This window comes from Ensifer sp. Root127, assembly GCF_001425225.1.
Taxonomy (GTDB): Bacteria; Pseudomonadota; Alphaproteobacteria; order Rhizobiales; family Rhizobiaceae; genus Ensifer; species Ensifer canadensis.
This window is the reverse complement of sequence record NZ_LMDX01000022.1, coordinates 31,884-55,610: the sequence shown is the minus strand read 5'-3', so window position 1 is coordinate 55,610 and position 23,727 is coordinate 31,884. Positions and strand designations below refer to the sequence as shown.

Below are 23,727 nucleotides of genomic sequence, written 5' to 3'. Positions count from 1 at the left end.
GGGCCTTTCGTCAATCTGATCCAAGGTGCAGCCGCCCTGGTCAGTTGTCCGGCGGTCAGCGCCAACGCGTCGCAATGGGAAGGGCGATCGTGCGTAATCCAAAGGTTTTCCTCTTTGCTGAACCGCTCTCGAACCTTGATGCAAAGCTCAGGGTTCAGATGCGGACCGAGATCAAACGGCTGCACCAGCTGTTGCCGACGACGACGGGTATGTGACGCACGATCAGGTGGAAGCCATGACGATGGCTGATCGTGTGGTAGTGATGAATGGCGGCGTCGAACAGGCCTGGACCGCCGCAAGAGCTTTATCATCGGCCGGTCAGCCACTTCGTTGCAGGTTTCATTGGCTCGCCGGCGATGAACTTTATGCCTGCAACCGTCGTTTCAGACCACCAGTCAGCCGATCGACAACGCGCGGCCCGTCGTCGCGTCGAACAGATGCATCTGGTTCATGTTGAACGACAGCGACATCGTGGTTTTGGGCTTCGGATTGCTTTCGGGGTCGATACAGGCGCGCAAATGCCCCGATCCCCGATGGAAAAATAGACCATAGTTTCAGGCCCGAGTGGCTTCGCCAACTCGGCAAGGCCGTCACTTTCGGCATTCGACCAGAGTCGATCAGTGAGCGGCGGCAGCGCCCGGGCTTTGCCGAAATCCAGGCGAAGATCGATTTGGTAGAGCACTAAGGGCCAGCTCGTGCAGCATGAGGACGGTAGTTCGTTGCCGGTCCCAGCAGCGCGAACGGAGCTCTATGGGCGTGTTTTGACCAGGGCAAGGACATTGCCTGCCGTTCTCGTTTGATGTTGACAGATGTGGCGGAGCGGTCGGTACGCCGCTCCGCCGGGGCGGCGCCCCCGCGACTAAGCCTCAGTGATTTTCACGTATCCCTGTTGAACAAGCTGGATTGTTCGCGCCATCGCATCCGTGTTAATTTTCACGTTCGGAAGAAGGTCTGCATTGCCCCACCCGTTCGCCTCCGCGGTGGCCCCACAGAGCTCTATCTTGACACCCCGCTTCACCAAATCGGCGATCAAGTTCTTGTTGGGATTCCCCGCTGCGATCTTCCGTGAGCCGTTGTACGCCTCGTCATGCAAAGTGAGGTGTCCCGCGTTTGTGTGGAATACCACTATCACTTCGGCCTCAGCGCCCCAGTCCGCAATATCGTTCGTAATGAGTTGAAGGTGGAAGATGGCGGCAGGCAAATCCCCCTCAAATTGAAGCGAGCCGATGCTGTGAACGGATTTTACCGACTTCAGCCTAACCGGCACATCGATAGTGATTGCGTGATTGGCGGTTGACATGTCATGGCTCCCTTGTTGGCGGTTAAGGCGAGGGATTTTGCAATTTCATTGGTGCCCCGCCCGAACAACCTACACACTGGGCCGATCCCGCCAATTATGGGTTCATATTAGGTTCCGAGAGCTGCAACCGACGGACCGTGCCTCCAAGCCATCAGGGCCTTTAATGCCACACTGAGGATCGGGACATCACATAGCGCGAGACCACTCTCCTGCGGTCGATATTCCCATCGTTTCATCGCTTTATCCACCTGAGATCAAAAGGACCGGGCGGCCCAGAGTTTCGCCTGCTTCGAGTGCCCTTTGCGCTTCAGCGACACCCGTGAAGGGTACCACCCTGTCAATGTGCGCCCGCAAGCCTCCCCGATCGACGAGTTCGGCGATCTGGGCGAGCGCAGCGGTTTGGCGAAGGCGATGTGCATGGTGGCGGTTGATCTGCGGCAGACCGATGTTGACGAAGCTGATGTCCAGGTTTTTCCACTCGGCCTGCCCGTTTCCCTCGGCGGGCCAATCCGACACTACTGTGTTGATCAGCCTCCCATAGGCAGCCGTATGCCTGAAGCTCTCCGAGAAGTTGCCATGTCCTACAAAGTCGAACACGATGTTAGCTCCCGGTTCGCCCCGCCACGCCTCAAGGGCCTCCTCAACGCTTTCTTTCCGGTAATTGATTACGAGTTCGGCACCGAGCACTCTCACCAATTCCGCCTTTGCCTCGTTCAAGACGGTCGTGGCGATCCTGGCTCCGAGGGAAGCGAGATATTGGATTGCGATATGCCCGAGCCCGCCCGCGCCGCCGTGGACCAGGACATGATCACCTGGGCTTACCGTCGCCTTCTCGAACACGGCCTCCCATGCGGTGAGGGCCACCACTGGCAGGGCAGCGGCTTCCACAAAGGTCAGCTTTTCCGGCTTCGCGGTGACATAGTCTGAACGGACGACCTTGTATTCGGCATAGCTTCCCGGGTTTCCGGCGTAGCCGCCGTCCACGTACCAGACCTCGTCACCTACTCGGGCGTTCACTACCTCTCGTCCGGCTTCCACCACCACGCCGACGCCGTCAATTCCGAGGATCGTAGGTTCTTTCTGAGACCTCCCATCACTGTCGTAAACAGCTCCGTTCTTCCTGTTCTGCCAGTCAGCGGGATTGATCCCGGCTGCCTTCACTTGGACCAAAACATCAAGCTCGTCCCTTAGCCGAGGGCGGTCGACTTCGCGCACCTCAAGCACTTCGGGTCCGCCGGGTCTAGTGACAACGAGGGCCTGCATTTTCTCAGACATCGCGCCGTTCCCCGTTGCCTGAGACGATGGCATCCAGAACGCGATGCAGGTTCACAGCGTCTTCGAAGGTGGGAGACAGTTTGGTGTGATTTCTCATATCAGACGCGATGCGGGAATAGGCGACCCCGACGCTTTGGCTGAACCCATCCTCGAAGCCGAGGGTCTCGTAGAGAGGCGGCACAGGTAATTCCTGCATCTGCCCGTCCCCCTGTGCGCCCTTAACAGTGAAGCCGCCCAGCCCGACATAGCCGACGGGGCTGGTCAGAATGAGGTCGCCCTTGGTACCGTTGATCTCGATATGGAAGTTCGTGCCGCGCGAGAGGCCACCGCGGAAATGTGCGCTGAGGGCTGCGCCGTTCGTGAGCAAGCCAGCGGCAATGATTTGATCTGGCGCTGTCAACGGAACTTCTTTCCCCGTCTCCGCTATTCGCGTCATCGCTCGGCTGTTCGACAGCGCGCCGCTGATGGACTTCAGTCTCGACCCGAGGGCGTAGAGGGTCGCGTCGAGCGTGTGCGCGAACGGCACGTGGAACATCGAGGCTCCATTTGCCATATCCAGGGTGTACAGGTAGCTCTCGTTGATCTCCTCACCCCAGATGATGCCAGAACCGATCATGGAAACAGACAGGACCTCGCCGACATAGCCGTCCTTGATCAGATCCCTGATGAAGTTGATGGCCGGAACCGAACGCGTTTGAAGCCCGATCGCCGTAAATGCATTCCTGCTCTTCGCCAGTGCTAGCATTTTTTCGGCGTCGGGCAGGTTCATGCCCAGCGGCCACTCCGAGAAAACCGCTTTCCCTGCTTCCAGGGCCAGGGTGACGAGTTCAAGGTGATGTGGAACCTTGACGGTCACGACGACCAGGTCGACGTTCGGGTCATTCACCAGTTCATCCGTCGTTCCATAGCTGTTATCCGCGCCAAACTTCTCGGCAGACGCGCGAGCTATTTCCGGCCTGTTGTGGCTTACAGCCGCGATGCGAAACTCAGGCAACGCTTTCAGGGCGGGGATATGGGCTGTGTTGGCCCAGCCCTTGTCCGGATGGACGCCGATGATGCCGACGTTGATGGGATTGGTGGTCATGCCGCATTCTCCTTCGGCTTGATTTCTAGGATCGTGCGGCGAAGCTCCAGGTGCGCCAAGCGCCACTGTCCGCCTTCGAGCCGCCATGTTTCGTGATAGTGGCCGTACCCGTGCATCGAGGCGGGACGGCCATCATTGACATCGGGAAAAATCAGGTAGTCTTCCATGGACCAGATGGCGCGGACTTCCGTTTCCGAAACGACGTCGATCTCGTCATTGTGGACCTGATGGATTGTCCGGGCCCCAGCGAGGTAGTTCTTGGTGACGGCCAGGAACTCATCAATGGAGTCAAACGCGGCGACTGTGACACCGTCCTCGCCGATAAAGCGTATCGACGGTTGAGGTGCGAATAACGCAGCGAATTCCGGCCAGTTCTGCGTATCCACGTATCGGCAATAACGTGCTTTCAATGTGCGTATGGTTTCGACCAGAGCGAGATGGTTTTGCAATTGGAATCTCCTTTTCGGGTCACCATATAGCGACGAACAGCAAGAGCCTTCAGTCTCGATCGTCCCAAGTTTTGGCTCGATCGTCCATAATAGGAACATTTAGTTGGACCCTTTGACCGACATCTTCTCTTCGATGCGAATTAGGAAAGCGAAGTTCACGACGCTGGAGGCGACTGCGCCCTGGGGCGTTGCCTCGGACGGTGATCCGGCGATCAAATTCGTTCTCGTGGTCCGCGGATCAGGAGTCCTGACCACACGGGAAAACCCCGATGCGGTATCGTTGCGCGCAGGCGACGTCTTCATCATGTTCGGGAACGAACCTTACCAGGTCTACGATCATGCAGACTCGCGCACGGCGGACTGTCTTGATGTCGAGACCCTTCGGGTGGGCAACCGCATTCAGTTCGGAGGAGGTGGCGCCACGACGACTTTCATCAGCGGCTTTTTCGAGATCGAAAAGCTTGACGCCCAGCCCTTGCTGAATGTGCTACCAAGATTGCTTCACCTTAAATCGGAGCAGAGCCGGAGCCAACAGTTCCAGTCGGTGCTTGAGTTGCTCGCGGCAGAAGCCGATGCTCCTGGGCTGGGTTCGGATGCCGTCGTGCGACGCCTGTTCGAACTGCTTTTCGTTCATGCGATCCGCGCGTTTGCGCAACAATGGTCGACGCCAAAGACTGGATGGCTGGCGGCCGTCTCCGATAAGAATCTGGTCTTGGCGGTCGAAGCCATGCATGCGGAGCCACAAGTGCCGTGGACGGTGGGTCAACTCGCAAGTAGGGCTGGAATGTCGCGCTCAGCTTTCGCCGCCCGCTTCAAGGATCTAGTCGGACAAGCTCCGCTGTCGTATCTGACAGAATGGCGAATTTTCCAGGCTGCCAGACTGATTGAGGGGAATGCAAACAAGCTTTCTGTCATCTCGCGGAGCGTGGGTTACCAGTCCGAGGCGGCCTTCACCAAGGCCTTCAGAAAGGTGATGGGGACCGCGCCCAGCCACTACAGGAAAAGCCTTGCCGAGGCTAAGGTGGGCCGGGCGGCCCCGATCATTGCCGAAATGCAAGAAGCCGCGTAATCGCCTGGAGAAGCACTTTGCTGTTCAGTGGTTTTCGCATAAAGACCCTGCGGTCATCGGCTCCTGCGAAACCACGATCATCGATATCGCTGCGACCCGTCATCAGTATCATCGGCATTTCAGGTTCCTGGCCTCTGACCGCCTGCTCCAACTCGAACCCGTCCATCGAGCCCATGCTGATATCCGTGATTACGCAGTCACACGCGGAGAGGTCTCCACTCGAGAGAAAAGCCGTCGGCGACCTATAGGTACGGGCCAGATAACCTACGGACTCAAGAAGCTCACGCAGCCCCTCAAGAACCCGCTTATCGTCATCCACAATTGCAAAGGTATGGCTCGCCTGCGCTATCATTCGTCAGTTTCCATGTCGGGAGTGCGTAATCGGTATGCTGAGTTTGGAGGCGATCCGCACCAAGTCGGCCAAGGAGTCGGCATGCATCTTGCGCATCATGTTGCCTCGATGGATTTGGAAGGTGATCTCGCTTATTCCAAGCTCGGCGGCACCTTGTTTGTTCATTAACCCACTTACAACGAGTGGGAGGACATCGCGTTCCCGGGCGGAAAGGCATTCCAGCCGAGATTGTAGTTCACTGAGTGCGGCTCGATCGTGTCGCGCCTCGCGGTCGCGCGCGAGTGCAAATTCGATCGCAGCGCGCAGGTCGTGCTCCCTGAACGGTTTCGCAAGGAAATCGACTGCGCCCAGCTTCATCGCGCGGACCGTCATCGGTATGTCCCCGTGGCCCGTTATGAAAATGATCGGAGGATGCGGTTCATCCGCCAACCGCGCTTGGAGCTCGAAACCGTCGATGTCTGGCAGCCGTATGTCGAGTACGAGACATGAAGGGTTCTGGGGCTTTGGGGCATCCAGATATTCCTGCGCCGTTGCGAACGTCGTAACGTTGACCTGCCACGATTCCAGGAGCTCGGAAAGTCCGTCCCGGACGCGCTTGTCGTCGTCTATCACGAAGACTGCATGATCCTCACTGTACATCGGTTATTCTCCGGACAAGGGGAGTGCAAAGCTGAATACCGTGCCGGTGGGCTCCACGGGCGAAGCCCATAGCTTTCCGGCGTGTGCGCCGACGATGCTTCGGCAGATCGACAACCCGATCCCCATGCCGTTATGCTTCGTGGTGTAGAATGGTTCGAATACCTTCTCGTTGTCGTGTAGCCCGACCCCGCTGTCCCGCACATCCACGAGGATGGTCCCGTCATCGAACCGCGAGCGGATTTCCAGTAATCGTATTGCCCCGTTCAATGTCGCCATCGCATCCATCGCGTTCTGAATGAGATTGACAAGCACCTGGAGGATGAGGCCCCTGTCGAAGTTCGCCGTCGGCAGGTCCGGCTCCAGGCGAGTTCGCAGATCGCATTTCGAACCCGAAATCCTTTCGCGCAGGAGCGTGCAGGCCTCCTCGATGACTTCGTTGATGTTTCCCGGGCTTTTCGCCCCGCCCGATTGCCTGAAGAGAGCCTTTATCCTGCTGATCACTTCGCCTGCGTCGTTCGCGGCATCTGCCGCCTTTCGGGCACTGATCTTCGCCCTTTCGATATTTGGTGGTGTCGCACTGAGCCAGCTTTCGGTGGCGCTGCTATTGGTGACGACGGCCACCAATGGTTGGTTCAATTCGTGGGCAATCGAAGCGGATAACTCAGATAAACTGGCGGCACGCGTCGCGAGTTCAAGCTGATGCTGGGCCTTCTGAAGCTGTGCCTGTGCCTGCGTTTCCTCCTCGACATCGACAATAACGCCATACCACTGAAACAGCCTGCTTTGGCAGTCGCGCAGGACACGTGCCCTGCAGTCGACAAGGTGATAATGGCCGTCGGCCAAACGATGGCGGTATTTCAGAGCAATGGGTTCTCCGGACTTGAAGGATTGCTCAAAGCGATGTCGCAACAAAGGCGCGTCCGCCGGGTGAACGAGACTGCTGATCATCGGCGCGAAGCCTGAACCATTTACCCCACGAAGCTCCTCGAGCGTCACCCCGGAATACTCCATCAAAGGCTCGTTGAAATAGGTTGGCTGACCTTCCGGGCTCGCGCACCACACAAAGGCGGGAAGCGTGTCGAGCATCAATCTCAGCCGGTCTGCGTTCGCCCGGAGTTCCTCCTGCGTCCGATGAAGCTCCTCTATATCGATGTTGGTCCCATACCACTCGATGATTTCACCCTCCTCGCTGAGGAGCGGGGCGGCGTCGATCCTGTTCCAACGGTAGGTGCCGTCATTGTATCGCAATCGGCAGACCAGGGAGAGTGATGCCTTTCGTTCGACGCAGGCCGCCCACGCCGACTGAAAACCTTCAGCATCATCCGGATGAACGACACCGAAATTGTTCGATCTGATCTCCTCGAATGTCGCCCCAAGGTACTCCAGGGTCTTGGGATTCTGGTAGATCGGCACGCCCGACGGGGAGGCGCACCATATCATCACCGGCATCGTATCGATCAGTGTTTGAAGCTGCCTTTCGCTATCCTCCAGCCGCTGCTCAGCGCGCTTCTTCTCATCGATGTCGATTGTTGTTCCGAACCACCCGAGAATGTTGCCCTCTTTATCGAGATGGGGGCGGCCGTAGGCGTGGAACCAGCGATAGTCGCCGTCTGCCCGTCTTATGCGATGAACTGACTCGAAGGAGGTTCCGGTCCTCATGCTCGTAAGCCAAGCCTCGGTTACGCGTTCGGCCTCGTCCGGGTGAACGGCCTCCAGCCCGGTTCGCCCTGTCGCGTTGAATTCGTCGGTACGCTTGCCGACGTACTCGACTACGCTTGGGTTCACGTAGACGAAGTTTCCCTTAGCGTCGGTGGCCCAGCCTAACCCCGGCATGCTTTCCACGATCAACTTCGCGTCTTGCAGGTGTTGGTCGACATCAGCACGCGCTCGCCAAATGCTCGCAAGCCAGAAGGCGCCCAGAGCACACAACAGAAACGCCGTCGGTCGGGCTATGGAGGCGAACCCATCGGACGATAGGAAAACGATCAGAGCGCCGACGACAATCAAGAGCAACGCAATTGCCACAGCGACCTGCCTGCGTTTGACAAGCATGAGTGCCGCAAGGGCTAGGAACAGCACACCGTACGGCTCCTGTTCGAATATCCCCAGAGCAGTTCCGGCGCATCCCGTCGCAAGTGCAGGTGCGTATTGCCGTATTTCAGGCCCCCTCACGACAGTCTCCCTAGTTGGCACCCCTCAAGGTTCGGCGAAACTATACTTTGATCAGTATGATCAGGCTAGCTGCGCTTCCAGGACTAACGGAAACATATGATTGGCCGATCTGAGCCTCCTGTCTAACATCGAAAGCACCGCAAGCGACCCACGCACGCGAATGAAATGCCGTCAAGCTCGCTGTCCCAGCCGCCGTCCGAGCGACAGCCCACTGAAGGATGAAGGTTCATGGCAGAGCGAAAAACAGAGCTTCCTCCGATCTCACGGCGTGCCGTCTTGGGCAGCGCTGCAGGAGCCGTCGGAGCCTCCCTTCTAGGGTTTCCAGCAATTGCTCCGGTATTGACCGCGAGTGGACAGACGACACAGCAACGATCAGCCGAGGAAAAGACAATGGGCACGATCACGACTAAGGACGGAACGCAGATTTTCTACAAGGACTGGGGAAAGGGCCAGCCTATAGTCTTCCATCACGGTTGGCCGCTTAGCGCCGATGACTGGGACAACCAGATGCTCTTCTTCCTCAGCAAGGGCTATCGGGTAATTGCCCACGACAGGCGCGGACATGGCCGTTCGACGCAGACCGCGACGGGCAATGACATGGATACCTACGCGGCCGACGTTGCGGAGCTTGCAAAGGCGCTCGACCTGCGTGATGCAATCCATGTGGGGCATTCGACGGGAGGCGGCGAGGTCACTCGCTACGTTGCCCAACACGGAAATGACAGGGTGGCCAAGGCGGTGATCATCTCTGCTATTCCGCCGGTGATGTTGAAGTCCGACGACAATCCGGGTGGCTTGCCCATCGGAGTGTTTGACGATCTCCGCGCCCAACTCGCAGCTAACCGCGCGCAGTTCTACCTCGACGTTCCCACGGGTCCTTTCTACGGCTTCAACAGGAAGGACGCCAAGGTGTTCCCGGGGCTGATCCAGAATTGGTGGCGGCAGGGAATGATCGGCGGAGCGATCGCGCACTATGAATGCATCAAGGTCTTCTCGGAGACAAACTTCACTGAAGACCTGAAGAAGATCGATGTTCCGGTTCTGGTAATGCACGGCGACGATGACCAGATCGTTCCGATCGCCGACGCTGCCCTCCTGTCGGTCAAGCTACTGAAGCACGGTACGCTGAAGGTCTACAAGGGGCTGCCGCACGGTATGTGCAGCACACATCCCGATATTATCAATCCCGATCTGCTGGCGTTTTTCCAGGCATGATCGCCCGGCGGGAAAGGCGGCTTCAGGTGATACCCCAAGCCCCCTGGAGCCGCCCCGCCCGTTTCCGAAAGGATCTGTGATGACCCAAGACTTCAAATTTTCTCGCCGCGGGTTTTGTCTATGCTGCATGGCAGCCTCCACGTTCGCGGCGTCCGGAGGCTGGCTAAGTCCCCGGCAGGTTTTCGCGAAAGCCCAAGGTATCGTGGACATGATCCGCGATGAAGCGGCAAAAGCGCCGATCAAGGTTCACAAAACTAAGGCGGGCGTTTCGATCCTTGAAGGTTCAGGCGGGAACATAGCAGTGCTGACCGGGGGCGACGGAAAGGTCCTGATCGATGGAGGCATAACCGCGTCCCGTCCTCGCATACTCGATGCCTTATCCGGCCTCGGAAAACAGCCGATCAAGCACCTGATCAACACACACTGGCATTTCGATCACACGGATGGAAATGAGTGGCTCAACGCCGAAGGGGCCGCGATCCGCGCGCACGAGAACACCAGGAAACATCTGATGACCGTTCAAAGGGTGGACGACTGGGACTTCGAGTTTCCACGCCCGCCGCTCGCCGCGGTGCCGACGGAGACGGTCGGCGACGAGATGTCGCTGGAGCTCAACAAGGAAACGTTGATGCTGAAGCACCATCCGAACGCGCATACCGACGGCGACATCTCGGTCACCTTCAGCGAGGCAAACATCGTTCACACCGGAGACCTGTACTGGAACGGCATTTACCCATTCATCGACTATTCGACTGGTGGAGGGATCGACGGCAAGATCAAGGCGGTTGAAGACATTCTCTCTAACATCACCGAAGAGACAGTTGTCATTCCGGGGCACGGTCAGCCTCTCAGCAAAAAGTCCGAATTAAGTGACTACCGTACGATGCTCGTCGACATCCGCGGAAATGTGGCAAGGCTGAAGTCCAAGGGAAAGCCCATCGACGAGATCATTGCCGCGAAACCGACTGCCGACTTCGACGCAAAGTGGGGGCAGTTCGTCATCAGTCCCGAGTTCTTCACGCGCCTTGTCTATCATGGCGTCTGAGTTGCGAAATCACGAGGGTATGTGATGTCTATGATCGATTGGAATGCTTATCATCAGCAGGTGCTTGCGGGCGTCGGCGAAATCGCCGCACTGAGTCCGGACGTGATCAGAGGCTACCAGGCAATCGGCGGAGCGGCCCGTAAGACCAATCTGCTGGGTAGCAAGGTCAACGAACTGATCGCTCTAGCGGCTGCGGTCTCGCTGCGCTGCGATGGCTGCATCGTTGTTCACACCGACGCCGCGCTTAAAGCGGGTGCGACGCGCGAAGAGATCGCCGAGGCGCTCGGGACGGCTATTGGCGTCAACGCTGGAGCAGGACTCGTTTATTCCACGCGAGTGATGGATGCCGTCAAATCAAAGGCTTCATGACAACCTCAGCGGTTTACATTGAGGCTCAGCCCAGGTCGGGCCTGTCAGGGAAACCCGCAATTGGGTGAACGGAGGTTCGGTTGAGAAAAGAAAGATTCGGTTCATGCTCAGGCACTCCCGAAAGCTGCCTGAGGCCATAGTGGGCGACGAAGGCCCGCCTCGATGTGAATTGCAGGACTCGGCTAAGCCGGCAGACCAGAGCCAGATCGCCTGAGCCAGGAGGCCCAAGTGTCCGTGCTGTCATCATCTGGAAATCTCGGCGAGAAGCGCTTCGATATCATCGACAAGGTCCTGATGATCTTCAAGGCCAACACTTATGCGCAAGACGAGATCATCTGCGTCCCACCTCCGCACAGTGCGGTAGGCCTTGACAGGCATGGGCGCAATGAGACTGCGCGTTCCGCCCCAGGATGCCCCTATCGCAAATGTCTTGAGCACATTGAGAGAAGGCGAGACGCGATCGGACAGGCCTCTTTTGAAAACGACGCCAAAGACACCTGACGCCCCAAGAAAGTCCCTCTTCCAGATCGAATGGCCAGGATCGGTCGGCAATGCTGGATGGATAACACGTTCCACGATTTCCGCTGCCTGTATCCTTTCGATCAACTGCAGGGCACCTTGACTTGCATGTCTCATGCGAACGCCGAGCGTTTCTAGTCCTCTTAAGACCAAAGAGGCGTCATCCGGTGACACGCAGATCCCCATTCGTCCGAGCGTTGACCGTATCGGAGCGGTTAGTTGTTCGTCGCGGACCGTCAACGATCCCAGCAGTACGTCTGAATGCCCCGAAATGTACTTGGTCAGCCCCTCTGTGACGATGTCTGCTCCGAGCGTCAGGGGTTTGTAGTTCAGAGGTGTCGCCCAGGTATTGTCGCAGCCAACCAGTGCCCCGTGCCGATGGGCAATGTCCGCAATAATGGGAAGATCTTGGACTTCCATTGTCGTCGACCCAGGAGATTCGCACCAGACTATCTTGGTTCTGGCGTTGATTTTAGCGACGAGATCGGATGGATCGACGGGATCGTAGTAGGCAACCTCGATACCGAAGCGCGCGAGTTCCGTATTGGCGAAATCGCGCACCGGGGGTACACGGAATCGGCTATGAGGATGCCGTCACCCGCCTTGAGAAATGGAAGCATCGCAATCGCGTTGGCCGCCTGGCCCGAGGGCACGAGGAATGTTCTGGCACCATTCTCGAGAGCTGTCAGTTTTGCCTCGAGCGTTCTGGTGGTCGGTGTCCCGTAAAGACCGTAACTGTAGCCGTCAGGTCCGCGTTGTCCGCGGTTTGCGTAATCCTCGGCGGTGTCGAAGACGATCGTTGAAGCACGATGCACTCCAACCCCGAACGTTGCGAAGCCTTCGGCATTTACGTGGGGTGTCACGACACAGCGCGTGAGGTCCTTCATCGCATTCTTCCTTTTGACCGAGGCGGAAATCACCAGTGTCCACCATATCCGCCCCCTGCAACTGCGTGGGTGGGTGCGAACTCTAGGCGACCGAAAATTCCAGACCGCTTACATCGATGGATATCATCAAGCGAGACAAATCGGGCGTGAGGTCTGCTAGGCGAGGGTACCCACGTAGCTTCGTTGGTATGTTGACCCCATGACACTCTTCGTAGTGAGAAAGCAATTCCGTGATGGTTATGCCCGCGTCGCCATCGACATGGTAGTCATGCCTGCGCAAGAGGAAGTTGCCGTCAAAGAAGTAGTCGTGTACGCGGGCAGCGGTTGCAAGGTCCGGCGGCAACTGGGCCCTGAGAACCCGCCATTGGTTTCCACCTTCGTTCCAGGGAACAAGCTCACATACCTCGACACCTTCCAGCATTAAATGGAATGGAGCGGTCAAAAACGATCTAACAGTGGAGCATGCCAGCAAAACTCCGACCAATGCATCGACTGGCAGTTTGAAGTCGTATTGCAATTGCGCGGAACGCACGTCCTCGACTCCGGTAACAAGGGAGCCGTCGTCACCCAGGATGGACAAGCGGTTGCGTTCGAGGTCGCTTCGGCAATTGACGCATCCAAGGGGTTCAATGACCGCTCGTTGCAGCTGCGGGAAGACAGTTATCTGTCGAGGCGCCAGGTTGCCAAAATTCACACATAAATCGCCACCCAGTAAAGCCGTTGCCTTCGCAACATTATGTGCGCCCCAGTTTGTCAGCCCCCCATGAGCAACGATGGCTTTGTCGAGCAGCTTGTTCAAACTTTCGCTCCCGATACCAAGTGACAACGACCCGCTCGATCACGTCTGATCAGCTCTTCCTATAAGGTACACCTCTGCTGAAAATCCGAAATCATATCTTCCATTAGGGCGAGAGCTCTAACCTGAAATTGCAACCGCCGGGCTCGGTTGCCACTTCGCCGAAAGCGCGCATCTAAAGGTATATATGATTTCGGCCACCAGGAAGTTGGCGCACAGTCTCCCCCGACGAACGCTACAAGGAGACGCGAGATGCCGACGATGCGAGCAGCGGTGGTCGAAGCCGCGAATGGTCCCTTCCGGATTTCTGAATTGGAGCATCCGGTACCCAAGTCTGGCGAGGTGTTGGTTCGCATCTGGGCTAGCGGTGTGAATCCCCTGGATACGAAAATCCGTGCCGGAGCCGCGGCGCATGCCCGACATGAATTGCCTGCGATACTTGGAATCGATCTTGCCGGGGTCGTGAAGGAGGTTGGTGAGGGTGTGACGAGGTTTTCTCCCGGTGACGAGGTCTACGGGATGGCCGGAGGTGTGGGTGGTAATCAAGGATCACTTGCGCAGTACGCGGCGGTTGACGAGCGCCTTCTGGCAATCAAGCCGTCGAACATCTCAATGCGCGAAGCAGCGGCACTGCCACTGATCTTCATCACTGCATGGGAGGGGCTCGTCGACCGAGTGAACGTTCAGGCTGGACAATCAGTTCTCGTAATTGGTGCTGGCGGGGGCGTCGGGCATATCGCTGTCCAGATCGCAGTGGCGTTGGGAGCTGTCGTGTGTGCCGTCGATTCGGGGAGCAAGGGAGACTATCTCCGCAGCCTGGGAGCAACGCCGATCGACTATTCCTCCGATGACGTTGAGACCTACGTTGCAAAGCACTCCGGCGGCAAAGGATTCGATGTCGTTTACGACACCGTCGGCGGCGCGGGATTGGACGCCGCATTCAAGGCCATCGCCCGGTTCGGACACGTGGTGAGTTGCCTTGGTTGGGGAACTCATGCCCTGGCTCCCCTCTCGTTCAAGTCTGCTACCTACTCTGGTGTCTTCACTCTGATCCCACTGCTGACCGGTGATGGGCGTGAGCACCATGGCGATATCATGCGGGAGGCTACGAAACTGGTGGAGGCAGGGAAGGTGTCGCCACGCCTCGATGCGAGGACATTTACGCTCGAGACCGCTGCCAGCGCCCACGAACTAATCGAGACCCGAAAGGCCAATGGCAAACTTGTTGTTGACCTCGATTAATGGGGGTCGGCCCTTTCGCCTTTCCCCCAACCAAAGAACCTTGAGGAGAATACGATGCCCTTTGTGAATATCAAACTCGTGGATGGTGTATTTACCAGCACCCAAAAACACGCGCTGGCGAAGGCGATCACCGATGTCATGGTCAAGTTCGAAGGCTCCGAGGCATTCCGTTCCGTTACCTGGGTTCTGATAGAGGAGCTTCATACCGATGGCTGGCATATTGGCGGGCAACCCTTCGCGGGGCCATCCTCGCTAATGGAAACCCTTGGCCGCTCTAAGGCCGTCTACGAGATGATTGACGGGAACCCGACCTCTCGTGACGAGTTTGCAGCGGCGTTGCCACCCAAGGCCGAGGCCAGCTAGCCTTCAACAGCATCCATCTCGATTTCGATGGTGAGGGAACGGATACATGACCATCGACTACAACGAGACTACCAATCCTGCGCTCACCGGATTCAAGGGGCGTTGTCCGCGTTGTCAACGGGGACACCTGTTTAACGGGCTCCTGTCATTGGCGTCGTCTTGTGAGGTCAGTGGTCTGGACTATGCGTTCGCTGACCCTGCGGACGGCCCGCATTTTTCGCCATGAGTATCGTCGCCGTTCCTGCGCTTGCTTTCGCTCTGTGGCTCCAACTGACATTCGAGCCCTCGCTCTGGGTACATCTTTCAACTCTACCTTTAACCACGGCAGCATGTGTCGTGCTGTTGAGGCCTTTGAAAGGCTGGCTGGTATGCTCCCAATACTTTCATAAAGCCGAAGAAGGCCACATCGATCGGAACTGGCGAAGTTGAATGGAAGACCTCGCGTCGGCGCGGAGGCAGTCTTGTTCGCCGTCGGGATCACGGTCCGTTCGAACGACAGGTCCTTTGCTGCTAAACCAGACACACCAGATCTGTTCCACCCAGCCGTCCCCGCATGATCTTTTGCGAGCGAGACAAAGAGAAGGACATCCTCGCGTCTGGGTGTATGCAGAACTCGATGGGATTGCAGGGCAAACGGGTCCCGGCCATGATGACGCGGGACCCTGGCCTTTAAGCGATGTCTACGACGAGCTTTCCGTCAACCTGGCCGGCTTCAATCAACTCGTGGGCCGCCATCACATTCTCAAGTGTGAAGGACCGATCGTCGAGACGCGGCATCAACTGACCCCTTTCTGCAAGGCGCGTTGCTTCCCGCATGATGTCCCCGTGATGCTCACGACCTTCGCCAGTGAGTAGCGGAAGCAGTGTGAACACGCCGGAGTATGTCGCCGCCTTGAATGAAAGCGGGGCGAGGGCGTGCGAGCCCCAGCCGAGGCAGCTAACCACATGCCCAAAGCGGGCGACTGCCTTGAACGCAGTGTCCAGACCAGCGCCGCCAATCGTGTCGTAGACGACGTCGAATCCTTGCCCTTGTGTGTATTTGGCGACGTATTCTTCAACGGTTTCCGTGGCGTAGTCGATCGGCGTCGCATTGAGGCTCTTGATGTAGTCAGCCTTCCGGGCTCCATCGACTGCATAGACGTCCGCACCAAGAGATTTGCCAATCTGAACTGCTACGTGTCCGACCCCGCCACCGCCACCGAGGACGAGCACCTTCTGGCCAGCCCGGACGCCCACACGGTCCACGAGGCCTTCCCACGCCGTGATGAAGATGAGCGGTAGCGCAGCCGCTTCACGCATGGAAAGGTGAGATGGCTTAATGGCCAGCAGCCGTGCATCGACGGCCGCAAGTTCTGCCAGCGAACCTTGCACGCCGGCTACGCCGCCTGTCATGCCATAGACTTCATCTCCGCGGCGAAACCCCGTCACGCCTGCACCGACTTCTTCAACAATCCCGGCAAGGTCGATACCTAGGATTGCGGGAAGCGGATGACGGGCGTGAGCGGCTGCACCTGCGCGGATTTTCGTGTCCAATGGGTTTACGCCACTCACCTTTACGCGGACGAGCACCTGACCTTCGCCCGCAACCGGTCGTGCAATCTGCGCGACACGGAATTCGGTACCGTGATTTTCAAGAACTAATGCTTTCATCGTGCCCATAGGATTGATCCCTTTCACTTGATGTCAGCACTTTGCTCTGGAAGCTTCCGAATGGACATCATATAGCTTGCATGTTGATCATGCATTTTTGAATGGGTCGTAAGTCATGATGGAATGGAGCGACATTCGTCTTTTCCTTGCGATCGCGAGGGAAGGAACGCTGGGTGCGGCCGCGAGAAAGTTGGGCCTGACGCAGCCGACTATGGGAAGACGACTAAAGACTCTTGAGGCCGCGGTCGGCCACTCGCTGTTCCAACGCACACCGGACGGGTTTGTCCTGACAGATGAGGGTGCCGTCGTAATGGGGCACGCCGAGCGGATGGAGGAGGAGGCGATCGCACTCCAGCGCCAACTTGCGGGTACCGAGAACACGTTGTCCGGCACCTTGCGGATATCCTGCTCTGACTGGTTCGGCGTCCATGTTCTCGCCCCCATCCTTGCCGACTTCAGACGTGTGCATCCCAATGTAATCATCGAGATTCTCACTGACTCCAGGCTTTTGAACCTGGCGCGTCGCGAAGCCGATCTGGTTTTCCGGATACGGTCCTTCACGGAGCCGGAAGTCATTTCACGCAAGCTACTGCATATTCCCTATGGCCTGTATGTCGCCAAAGGATCGGACGACCCTTCGCCCGGCACAGGAGCGGGATTCAGCGTGATCATTATGGATGAGGCACTTGGAAGCATGCCCGATGTGGCTTGGCTTAAGGGCCGGTTCCCGAATGCGAAAGTTTCGATTCGAAGCAACAATCGCGATGTTCAGGCACGGTTATGCGCAGATGGTGCAGGTATGGCCGTTCTTCCGAGGCCGCTGGGGGACTCGATGGAGGGGTTGAAGCGTGTCGACGTGTCGGAGGCTCCCCCTGGAAGGGATACCTGGCTAGGGTATCATCAGGATCTACGACGCCTTCCACGGCTTCGAGCGGTTATTCAGTTTGTTGGTGAGCAAGCGCAAATAATACAGCGCCTATATCGCTAATGCCGCCTCTGCGCGCAGCGGGCGTATTTGAACGCTTGTCAGACCGCGGCCTACCCGCATCCAAGGCGTCCAAGGCTAGATCTGACTGGCCTCGTCCAGCAGGTCGACTCTCGTAGTCCGGGCGGAAGAAATTGCGCGTCGCAGGTCATGCTGCGCGCCTCTCCGGCGACAGACTTTGAAGCCAGTGTTCATGACGAGCCCGCGAATGCCCGCTCGTGGCTTATGAGGACTGCTGCGAAAACAGGATGCGATGGACGTCGGACATCTGCGCGCGGTGGATTCGAGATCGCTTCTAAAAAACAATTCGGCGGACGGCCCGTGATCCGAGCTTCTGATCTGGGCAGCAGCGAAAACAGGCCCGATGGCCGCCGGAAACGAGGCAATTCAAGCGTCCGTTGTTGGACCGGCGACACCTTGTAGTCTGGAGCAACACATTGGAGATTGGACACATGGCGCTCAGGCGGATGGACAACGTAGGAATCGTCGTCGAAGATCTGGGAGGGTCGATTGATTTCTTTCGCGAACTCGGCCTCGAGCTCGAAGGGCGGACCACGATCGAAGGTGAATGGGCCGGACGTGTCACTGGACTGGGCGATCAGCATGTCGAGATTGCCATGATGCGCACGCCAGACGGCCATAGTCGGCTAGAGCTCTCCCGCTTCCTCTCCCCGCCTGTGATTGCAGATCACCGGAACGCTCCGGTTAACGCCCTAGGCTACCTGCGCGTCATGTTCGCGGTGGACGACATTGACGAGACGCTTGAAAGGCTCCGCACCCGCGGCGCGCAGCTCGTAGGCGAAGTAGTCCAGTATAGAGACGCTTACCGCCTCTGCTACGTCCGTGGGCCTGAAGGACTTCTCATCGGGCTCGCCCAAGAGCTCAACTGAGCGCAACAGACGACGAACAGCCAGAAGTCACCAATGTCTGCGAGTGCGTCCGAGGCGGGCCTGTTCGGGCCGGCTCGCCCACTAACGTCACCGTCAACTGCCTCGCGCCCAGCGCTCCCGCCGGCTCAAGGGTTGGAGATCGGGGCAACAGGCCGTTCAAACCTATCGGCAACGCCGTTGCTCGCGAGACTGTCGCGGATCTGCTGTCGAACCCAGTAATTTGCGGCGTCGCTGTCGGCGTGTTTTGCCCAAACCATGTTCACGGGCGGGAAGGTCAATGATACTGGCAACGGGCTGACCTCCAATCCCAATAGCGGCCCGTATCGTTCTGCAATCCGCGCAGGCACTGTGGCTATGACGGGGCTGAGCTGCGCCGCGGACAGAACGGACATGTAGCCTGGTGCCGCTGCAACAACGTTGAGATCCACCCCCGCAATCTCCAGCGCATCTTTGATGCACCCATGCAAGGTTTCATTCTGGGATATAGTCGAATGTTCAGCGGACAGATATTCGTCAAGTCCAACGGGATTAGACAGTGCGATAAGGTCTGGATTGAAGCAACAAGCCACTCCCGTCTCGTAAAGCTTCTCAAACGATCGGCGGCTTGTCAGGGTATAGGTGCAGCCAACGGCAAGATCTATCGACCCGTCCTCAAGGGAAGGCTCCATCGCCTCGTACGGGAAGACGCGCGCGAGTATCTTGATGCCGGGAGCGAGCCGTCGCAAACGCGCCGTCAAATCCGGAATAAGCAAGAGTTCGATTTCCGGAGACATTGCAACGCGAAAAATTCGTTCCTCTGTAGCCGGATCGAACTCCTCGCCGCCTGTCAGCGCCAATTGGGCTTGCCGCAACGCCTTGCGCACGGGCACGGCGAGGCTCCGGGCTCGCGCGGTAGGTTGCATAACCTGTCCGACGCGTATGAATAACTCGTCCTGTAACAGCACGCGCAACGTCGAAAGCGAATGGCTCATCGCTGGCTGTTGGATTTTCAAGCGTCGCGCGGCTTTCGTAACATTTCCTTCAGCCATCAACGCATCGAAAGCGACGAGGAGATTGAGATCGAAGGAGCGAAGATTGAAATGATCGATAGTTGTCATGACCTGCATCGATTTGCGTGCTGATGCCCCGGAACATATTTGCTCTCCAGGGCAGTTCAAGGCCTGAGTTCTGGAAACCTGACAGCATCTGGAGTTTTTTAATGCACACACGCCGTTCGCTTCTCATCAACACAGCTGGATTTGCGGTCGCCGCCGGGACCGTGGCAGCGTTTCCGGCTGGCGTCTTTGCCAAGGCGCCCATCGTCGGCACGCAAGCCGCCGGCTTTTATCGGATAAAGCTCGGCGACTACGAGATTACCGCCCTCTCCGACGGCACGGTGAAGCTGCCGATGTCCAAAATCTACAGAAACATGGATGAAAAGGAGATCGGCACTTACCTGACTGACCGGTTTCAATCGAGCTCTAGCGAAACGTCTGTCAATGCCTTCCTTGTCAACACGGGCGGGCGCCTGGTTCTCATCGATACCGGCACGGGCGACCTGATGGGCCCGGCGTTGGGCAAGCTTGCGACCAATATCCGTGCAGCGGGTTACAACGTCTCCGACATCGACGACGTCATTCTGACCCACATCCACGCCGACCACTCAGGCGGGCTCGTTGCCAACGGCAGCCGCGTGTATGAAAACGCCGTCCTACATGTCAACCAGCGAGAGGCCAAGTTTTGGCTAAACGCAGATGCCAAGGCTAAAACAGACAAGGTGCTCGGCCCGCAGATCGCTCAGGCTGAGAAATGTGTCGGCCCCTATGTCGACGCCGGCAAATTTGAAACCTTCGATGACAATGGTACGCCTGTTGCGGGTTTTGGAACAATCCTGCTGGCCGGTCATACACCTGGTCACAGCGGTATCGTCGTGGAGAGCAATAGCGAAAAGATCGTGTTCTGGGGTGATATCGCCCATGGCGATGTTCTCCAGTATGATCATCCGGAAGTGACTGTCGAATTCGACGTGGATCAGAGCGCAGCAGCATCGACCCGGGCAGCCGCGTTCGCCGAAGCCGCTGATCAGCGGTATTTGGTCGCCGGTGCCCATCATGCGTTTCCTGGGATCGGCCACGTTCGTCGGGATGAGAGCAATTATGACTGGGTGCCGCTGGTCTATCGTGCCCAGTACTAACGCCGTTAGACCCTGCCAGGTGGGCACGGCTTTATCGAAAAACAGACCGCCATTCACAACGAAAGTTGTGGATGGTGTTTCGTTGGCTGCAGAGCCCAGTCCCACGGTGGTCTGTTTGGGCTTTTGTCGGCATCATTCGGTTCGAAGTCTAATTGTGACGGGTGGATCGTTGGAGAAATGGGCAATGGTTCGAGAGCAACGTTCTACCGCCTACCCCGGAGTTCCCGCAGGATAGTTATCGGCACATGACCTGCCTTGTGATCCCTGAGGGGGTGAATTTCTTTCCCGGCTCATGAAACCAAATACTTCATGTCAGCATTGAGAATGTCATGGGCGGACTAGTGAAACGAGGGGCATTCCAAGAATGCTCGCTCGTCAAGCACGAGGGCGTAGCTTCATGCCCTCTAAAAAGGGGTTCAAGTTGGAAATCGCAGATGCAACAAAATCGGAAGCAGTCCCTCCCATCCGCAACCGCGTTGAAGATGGGCTCCACGTTGCGTCGCCTCTCCCTCTCTTAGACGAAATCACCCCGGATCGGACCTCGCCCCTTGGTCTCGAACAATATATCGCCGGCCGCATTCTGGTGAGCGGGGACAGTCCAGCATGGACCGATATGTTCGTGCAGGTCTACTCCCGCCACATTAAGCAAGAACCGTTTCTTGTACCGGCTGTCGCCGAACCGCTCATCGTTTGGGTCATGTCGGGGGAAGCCATCGTCGAAGAACGAGAGCTGGATGGAGAATGGGTCTCCAATATCGTAACAGTCGGTGACTTCTTCCTCACCCGCTCTCCGACACCCTATGAAATGCGTTGGCGCGCGACCGGCCCGGCCCCTTTTCAGGTGATGCACCTTTATCTGTCAGTTCCTCTCTTCGAACGCGTGGCAGAGGTGCTTAGCGGCGATGCGCCTCCCGCACTGCGTGATGTATCGGGCGGCAAAGACGAGCAGCTTTCGCATCTTCTGGCGTTGATTCATCAGGAACTTACCGCTGAAGGCAAAGGTAGTCAGCTGTTCGTCCAGGGGCTCGCTCAGAGCCTGGCCGTCCACCTCATCCGTAACTATGCGTCGAGTGAGACTGACATCGGCCGGCAGACAGCACTTCCAGGCTTCAAGCTTCGACGGGCTATTGCCTACCTCGAAGGCCACCTGGCCGACCCGTTCAATCTCGCTCAGCTCGCCGGAACAGTTGGCATGAGCGAATTCCATTTCAGCCGTCTGTTCAAAAAGGCAACAGGCCTTTCGCCCTCCCGATACTTCATCCGCCAGCGCGTTGCTAAGGCACAGCAGCTCCTACAGGAAACGGACACGAGCATTATCGAGATCGGCATGTCCGTCGGCTATTCGAGCCCCAGCCACTTTGCCCAGGTCTTCCGGCGCGAGACGGGTCTGCCGCCGAGCCACTACCGCCGGGGTTAGTTTCTTCGCCTGTTGCGATTTGAGCAAAATCGCAACAGGTCGAGCAAGGCCCCGAGAGAAGGGCAAGCATGAAACACTTAGGTTCCTCCTTGTCGAAACGAAACGCCCACCGAGGTGGTGGGCTTCAAGACAAGGAATGAAGACAATGACCAACCTCAACGGAAAGATCGCACTGGTAACCGGCGCATCAAGCGGCATTGGCGCCGCTACCGCGGTAAAGCTCGCTGAAGCTGGCGCAAAGGTCGGCCTCGCGGCTCGCCGCACCGAAAAGCTCGAAGATCTCAAGAGCCGGATTGAAGCCAAGGGCGGTGAAGCTCTTGTGATCGAGATGGATGTGGTCGATGCGGCGTCGATCGAAATGGGCGTCAAGAAGCTTGTCGATACCTACGGCTCGATCGACATCCTGGTCAACAATGCTGGCCTGATGCCGCTCTCCGACATCGACCAGTTCAAGGTCGACGAGTGGCACCGGATGGTGGACGTGAATGTGAAGGGCCTGCTCAACACGACGGCCGCCGTTCTGCCCCAGATGATCAAGCAGCATTCCGGCCATATCTTCAACATGTCGTCGATTGCTGGTCGCAAAGTGTTCAAGGGTCTGTCTGTCTACTGCGCCACAAAACATGCGGTAACTGCCTTCTCGGACGGGCTGCGCATGGAAGTCGGACAGAAGCACGGTATCCGCGTCACCTGCATCCAGCCAGGCGCTGTCGCAACCGAGCTCTATGACCACATCACCGACCCGGGCTACCGCAAGCAGATGGATGAGCTTGCCGGTCAGATGACCTTCCTCCAGGGCGAGGATATCGGCGACACCATCGTGTTTGCCGCTCAGGCCCCGGCTCACGTGGATGTCGCCGAGCTGTTCGTCCTGCCCGTTGAACAGGGTTGGTGAAAGCCGGCCCTAATAGGGACCCCGCCTATGCGCGGGGGCTCCCTTCGAGGGAGAAAACAATGAAGGAAATACCTGCATCTCAAGCCTATCGTCTTCTCGAGCAAGGACCCATTGTCTTGGTCACGACAAGCCAAAATGGAAAGCCAAACGTGATGACGATGGGCTTTCACATGATGATCCAACACGCCCCGCCGCTGATCGGATGCGTTATCGGTCCCTGGGACCACAGTTATCAGACCCTTCGGAACACTGGCGAATGCGTGATTGCTGTTCCCGGTCTCGATCTCGGTGAGACGGTCGTTGACGTCGGAAACTGCTCCGGCGACCGGATGGACAAGTTCCAGAGGTTTGGCCTCAAGACACGGCCGGCCAAGGACGTTTCCGCCCCGCTCATCAACGATTGTCTGGCAAACATCGAGTGTCGGATCGTTGATACCACCCTCACTGATCCCTACAACCTCTTCGTCCTTGAGGCGACGAGGGTCTGGATCAACGAAGACCGCAAAGAGCGTCGGATGATGCATCACCGGGGTGACGGCACCTTTACTGTCGACGGCGGCACGCTCGATCTCAAGGACCGCATGGTGAAATGGCGCCATCTCCCGTGACGGGCGCCGTTCGCAACATTCAAAACCAGAAGGAGACGTCATGTCCGCATATCTCGTGGTCGATCTCGACATCCACGATCCACAGGCGATCGAAGACTATCGATCCAAGGCATTGCCGCTTGTCGCAAAGGCAGGTGGGCGCCTTATCTCTCTCGATGCCGAGCCGCTTGAGCTCGAAGGCTGGCAGGCGACCAATATGCTGATCATCGAGTTTCCCGACAAGGAAGCGATCCGCCAGCTGTTTTCATCGCCAGAATACGCACCGCTTGCGACGCAACGCCAAGCCGCTGCGCGATCCCGCATCATTGCCCTCGCCGGGGTCTGAAAAGCGCA

24 protein-coding genes and 3 pseudogenes are annotated in these 23,727 nt (G+C 57.7%); 15 read left to right on the top strand and 12 right to left on the bottom strand.

The annotated features are described in order from the left end of the window. Positions 1-32: 32 nt before the first annotated feature. Positions 33-380 (top strand): annotated as a pseudogene (locus ASD03_RS38060) (ATP-binding cassette domain-containing protein); the annotation flags it as partial. 15 nt (positions 381-395) lie between these two features. On the opposite strand, the gene ASD03_RS41175 reads toward ASD03_RS38060, so the two are convergent. The 5 genes from ASD03_RS41175 to ASD03_RS22195 all read right to left on the bottom strand — a co-directional run bounded on the left by ASD03_RS41175 (position 396) and on the right by ASD03_RS22195 (position 4,108). Continuing rightward, entirely contained in the window at positions 396-518 is a 123-nt protein-coding gene (locus tag ASD03_RS41175; protein WP_272953761.1) for a hypothetical protein, read from the bottom strand. A 341-nt stretch (positions 519-859) separates the two neighbouring features. Then, a complete protein-coding gene (locus ASD03_RS22210) occupies positions 860-1,300 on the bottom strand; it encodes a DsrE family protein (protein WP_057216351.1) in 441 nt (146 codons plus the stop codon). A 240-nt stretch (positions 1,301-1,540) separates the two neighbouring features. Beyond that, complete coding sequence (locus tag ASD03_RS22205; RefSeq protein ID WP_057216348.1) at positions 1,541-2,575, bottom strand: zinc-binding dehydrogenase; 1,035 nt, start codon at positions 2,573-2,575, stop codon at positions 1,541-1,543. Further along, entirely contained in the window at positions 2,568-3,659 is a 1,092-nt protein-coding gene (locus ASD03_RS22200) for a Gfo/Idh/MocA family oxidoreductase (protein WP_057216345.1), read from the bottom strand. Before ASD03_RS22200 ends, ASD03_RS22205 begins: the two co-directional genes overlap by 8 nt. Continuing rightward, on the bottom strand, positions 3,656-4,108 hold the full coding sequence (locus ASD03_RS22195) for a nuclear transport factor 2 family protein (protein WP_082557376.1): 453 nt from the start codon (positions 4,106-4,108) through the stop codon (positions 3,656-3,658). The genes ASD03_RS22200 and ASD03_RS22195 overlap by 4 nt, the downstream gene beginning before the upstream one ends. A 103-nt stretch (positions 4,109-4,211) precedes the next feature. Here ASD03_RS22195 and ASD03_RS38055 point away from each other — a divergent pair, with 103 nt between their 5' ends. Further along, positions 4,212-5,177 (top strand): AraC family transcriptional regulator, encoded by a 966-nt coding sequence (locus ASD03_RS38055; RefSeq protein ID WP_082555687.1) that lies wholly within the window; start codon positions 4,212-4,214, stop codon positions 5,175-5,177. Here ASD03_RS38055 and ASD03_RS22185 read toward each other — a convergent pair. From ASD03_RS22185 to ASD03_RS22175, 3 genes are read right to left on the bottom strand one after another with little or no spacing between them, the layout of a single operon-like run. Continuing rightward, the gene (locus tag ASD03_RS22185; RefSeq protein WP_057216342.1) at positions 5,149-5,529 is read right to left on the bottom strand and encodes a response regulator; all 381 of its coding nucleotides are present in this window, start codon (positions 5,527-5,529) and stop codon (positions 5,149-5,151) included. The two genes, ASD03_RS38055 and ASD03_RS22185, sit on opposite strands and share 29 nt — an antisense overlap. A 3-nt stretch (positions 5,530-5,532) precedes the next feature. Continuing rightward, positions 5,533-6,168 (bottom strand): response regulator, encoded by a 636-nt coding sequence (locus ASD03_RS22180; RefSeq protein WP_057216339.1) that lies wholly within the window; start codon positions 6,166-6,168, stop codon positions 5,533-5,535. Between the two features lie 3 nt (positions 6,169-6,171). Further along, positions 6,172-8,220 carry a PAS domain-containing protein gene (locus tag ASD03_RS22175; RefSeq protein WP_057216388.1) on the bottom strand — a complete coding sequence of 683 codons (2,049 nt, stop codon included), beginning with the start codon at positions 8,218-8,220 and terminating at the stop codon, positions 6,172-6,174. Positions 8,221-8,730: 510 nt separating this feature from the next. Here ASD03_RS22175 and ASD03_RS22170 point away from each other — a divergent pair. The 3 genes from ASD03_RS22170 (at position 8,731) to ASD03_RS22160 (ending at position 10,969) form a co-directional block, all read left to right on the top strand. Next, the gene (locus ASD03_RS22170) at positions 8,731-9,555 is read left to right on the top strand and encodes an alpha/beta hydrolase (protein ID WP_057210962.1); all 825 of its coding nucleotides are present in this window, start codon (positions 8,731-8,733) and stop codon (positions 9,553-9,555) included. A gap of 127 nt (positions 9,556-9,682) precedes the next feature. Beyond that, the gene (locus ASD03_RS22165; RefSeq protein ID WP_057216336.1) at positions 9,683-10,600 is read left to right on the top strand and encodes an MBL fold metallo-hydrolase; all 918 of its coding nucleotides are present in this window, start codon (positions 9,683-9,685) and stop codon (positions 10,598-10,600) included. 24 nt (positions 10,601-10,624) lie between these two features. Then, the gene (locus tag ASD03_RS22160) at positions 10,625-10,969 is read left to right on the top strand and encodes a carboxymuconolactone decarboxylase family protein (protein WP_025431008.1); all 345 of its coding nucleotides are present in this window, start codon (positions 10,625-10,627) and stop codon (positions 10,967-10,969) included. Between the two features lie 243 nt (positions 10,970-11,212). Here ASD03_RS22160 and ASD03_RS22155 read toward each other — a convergent pair. Then, positions 11,213-12,375: pseudogene (locus tag ASD03_RS22155) on the bottom strand (PLP-dependent transferase). 82 nt (positions 12,376-12,457) lie between these two features. Further along, complete coding sequence (locus tag ASD03_RS22150) at positions 12,458-13,174, bottom strand: hypothetical protein (protein WP_057209216.1); 717 nt, start codon at positions 13,172-13,174, stop codon at positions 12,458-12,460. A gap of 249 nt (positions 13,175-13,423) precedes the next feature. On the opposite strand from ASD03_RS22150, the gene ASD03_RS22145 reads away from it, so the two are divergent. The 3 genes and pseudogenes from ASD03_RS22145 to ASD03_RS38050 all read left to right on the top strand — a co-directional run bounded on the left by ASD03_RS22145 (position 13,424) and on the right by ASD03_RS38050 (position 15,205). Continuing rightward, positions 13,424-14,413 carry a zinc-dependent alcohol dehydrogenase family protein gene (locus tag ASD03_RS22145; protein ID WP_057216332.1) on the top strand — a complete coding sequence of 330 codons (990 nt, stop codon included), beginning with the start codon at positions 13,424-13,426 and terminating at the stop codon, positions 14,411-14,413. Positions 14,414-14,467: 54 nt separating this feature from the next. Further along, on the top strand, positions 14,468-14,776 hold the full coding sequence (locus tag ASD03_RS22140) for a 4-oxalocrotonate tautomerase family protein (RefSeq protein ID WP_025431004.1): 309 nt from the start codon (positions 14,468-14,470) through the stop codon (positions 14,774-14,776). Between the two features lie 46 nt (positions 14,777-14,822). Next, a pseudogene (locus ASD03_RS38050) lies at positions 14,823-15,205 on the top strand (DUF983 domain-containing protein). A gap of 240 nt (positions 15,206-15,445) precedes the next feature. Here the strand turns inward: ASD03_RS38050 and ASD03_RS22135 are convergent. Continuing rightward, the gene (locus ASD03_RS22135; RefSeq protein ID WP_200951726.1) at positions 15,446-16,435 is read right to left on the bottom strand and encodes a zinc-dependent alcohol dehydrogenase family protein; all 990 of its coding nucleotides are present in this window, start codon (positions 16,433-16,435) and stop codon (positions 15,446-15,448) included. A gap of 109 nt (positions 16,436-16,544) precedes the next feature. Here ASD03_RS22135 and ASD03_RS22130 point away from each other — a divergent pair, with 109 nt between their 5' ends. After that, positions 16,545-17,414: a LysR family transcriptional regulator gene (locus ASD03_RS22130; RefSeq protein WP_057216382.1), complete on the top strand. Its 870-nt coding sequence runs from the start codon at positions 16,545-16,547 to the stop codon at positions 17,412-17,414. 449 nt (positions 17,415-17,863) lie between these two features. Then, positions 17,864-18,301, top strand: a complete 438-nt coding sequence (locus ASD03_RS22125) for a VOC family protein (protein WP_057216330.1) — start codon at positions 17,864-17,866, stop codon at positions 18,299-18,301. Between the two features lie 125 nt (positions 18,302-18,426). Here ASD03_RS22125 and ASD03_RS22120 read toward each other — a convergent pair whose 3' ends face one another. Next, positions 18,427-19,398: a LysR family transcriptional regulator gene (locus ASD03_RS22120; protein ID WP_057216378.1), complete on the bottom strand. Its 972-nt coding sequence runs from the start codon at positions 19,396-19,398 to the stop codon at positions 18,427-18,429. Positions 19,399-19,499: 101 nt separating this feature from the next. Between ASD03_RS22120 and ASD03_RS22115 the strand changes: the two genes are divergently transcribed. From ASD03_RS22115 to ASD03_RS22095, 5 genes are all read left to right on the top strand, one after another. Continuing rightward, entirely contained in the window at positions 19,500-20,474 is a 975-nt protein-coding gene (locus ASD03_RS22115; RefSeq protein ID WP_057216328.1) for an MBL fold metallo-hydrolase, read from the top strand. A gap of 421 nt (positions 20,475-20,895) precedes the next feature. Continuing rightward, positions 20,896-21,891 carry an AraC family transcriptional regulator gene (locus ASD03_RS22110; RefSeq protein ID WP_234907968.1) on the top strand — a complete coding sequence of 332 codons (996 nt, stop codon included), beginning with the start codon at positions 20,896-20,898 and terminating at the stop codon, positions 21,889-21,891. A 145-nt stretch (positions 21,892-22,036) separates the two neighbouring features. After that, a complete protein-coding gene (locus ASD03_RS22105) occupies positions 22,037-22,786 on the top strand; it encodes an SDR family oxidoreductase (RefSeq protein ID WP_057216371.1) in 750 nt (249 codons plus the stop codon). A gap of 59 nt (positions 22,787-22,845) precedes the next feature. Continuing rightward, a complete protein-coding gene (locus ASD03_RS22100; RefSeq protein ID WP_057216325.1) occupies positions 22,846-23,394 on the top strand; it encodes a flavin reductase family protein in 549 nt (182 codons plus the stop codon). 40 nt (positions 23,395-23,434) lie between these two features. Then, entirely contained in the window at positions 23,435-23,719 is a 285-nt protein-coding gene (locus ASD03_RS22095) for a DUF1330 domain-containing protein (RefSeq protein ID WP_057216323.1), read from the top strand. The last annotated feature ends 8 nt before the right edge of the window (positions 23,720-23,727 follow it).